General features: G+C 40.6%; 2 protein-coding genes. One reads left to right on the top strand and one right to left on the bottom strand.

The window, feature by feature from the left end:
* Window positions 1-564: RtcB family protein (locus tag CIK89_RS06070; RefSeq protein WP_144007362.1), on the bottom strand; the 564-nt coding region annotated here is incomplete at its 3' end.
* Between the two features lie 245 nt (window positions 565-809).
* Between CIK89_RS06070 and CIK89_RS06065 the strand changes: the two genes are divergently transcribed.
* Window positions 810-1561: YafY family protein (locus tag CIK89_RS06065; protein WP_094390507.1), on the top strand; the 752-nt coding region annotated here is incomplete at its 3' end.

The following is a 1561-nucleotide window of genomic DNA, read 5'->3' as shown; positions in this document are numbered from 1 at the left end:
CTTTGCCTTCTCGTTATAGTAATCACCGACAAGTTTTCCAAGATTTCTGGAACCAGAATGGATCATAATCCATAGTGTACCTGTTTCATCCTTCTGTAACTCAATGAAATGATTTCCACCACCTAACGTTCCCACTTCTTTGGTAATATATTCCTGACGGCGTTTCACAATTTCCATCTTGTCAATGTCATGTCCGGTAGGTAGGTACTTTTCGTCCTGAGCCTCTTTGTGGTGGTCCATGCCCAAGGGGATACGCTTTCGTATTCCACGCATTATTTGCTTACGAAGTACATCTGTTGGAATATCTGCGACCTTCCAGTTTGTCTTTACTGCGCACATTCCACAACCAATATCCACGCCAACGGCATTGGGTATGACGGCATCTTTGCAGGCAAGCACACCACCGATAGGCATTCCCATACCAGTATGCACGTCGGGCATAATGGCAAGGTGATGGAAGAGGAAGGGCAGGGTAGTCAGATTCTCTATCTGACGCATTGCTGATTTTTCTACATAGTCTGTCCATATCTTGACGGGACAGTTGTTGATCATCTTTACTTCCATAGTCTTTTCTCCTTTTTGTTATTACACATTAATTAAATAATAGTGGTGCTTCGTAGCTCAGTTCATTGCACATTCTGTTTTTCTTGAATTGCGTTGCAAAGTTAAATATGCACTATGCAATCTTTCTGCGTAACTGAAAAAAGTTATAAAAAACAGTCCAATAAGTGCATTTTTTTACTTCTGCGCAAATAGGTTGCGTAGATATTTTGTATCTTTGTGCCAACAATAACAAAATAACGACAATTATGCCTGCAAACAAGAATGCTTTGATTCGCTACAAAACCATAGATAACTGTCTTCGTAACCGCTATCGCCGATGGACGCTTGAAGATCTGGTTGATGCTTGCTCGGATGCTTTATATGATATGGAAGGTATTTGTAAAGGAGTCTCTGTTCGTACAGTTCAGGGGGATCTTCAGATGATGCGCTCAGACAAGTTAGGTTATAATGCCCCTATCGAAGTATATGACCACAAATACTATCGCTATGCCGACCCAGACTATTCTATTACAGATATGCCTATGTCACAAAACGATTATGAGGTGATGAAAGAAGCAGTGGACATGCTTCGTCAGTTGCAGGATTTTGACCAATTCACCGAAATGAGTGATGTCGTTAACCGTTTACAAGATAAACTTGCCGTTTCCAAGAACAATAGAAAACCCATTGTACATTTTGATAATGTTCCTGACCTGAAAGGACTTCGTTTGCTCAATCCTCTTTATAATTATATTGCACATAAGCAGACCCTGAAAATCATGTACCAGTCATTCACGGCTAAAAAACCAACCAAGTTCATTCTGTGCCCCTATCTTTTGAAGGAATTTCGAAATCGATGGTTCTTGTTTGGATCAAAGGCAGACGATCTTCTTTTGTTCAATCTCCCCATTGACAGAATGGTAAGTGTGGAACCGATAGATATACCATTCCGAGAGAACCCGGAATTTGACTCCGAACATTTCTTTGATGATGTCATAGGAGTCAGCAAGAATATTCA

Source organism: Prevotella sp. P4-119, from assembly GCF_002251345.1.
GTDB lineage: Bacteria > Bacteroidota > Bacteroidia > Bacteroidales > Bacteroidaceae > Prevotella.
Note: the sequence above shows the minus strand (reverse complement) of the source record. Positions and strands in the feature narration are given on the sequence as shown.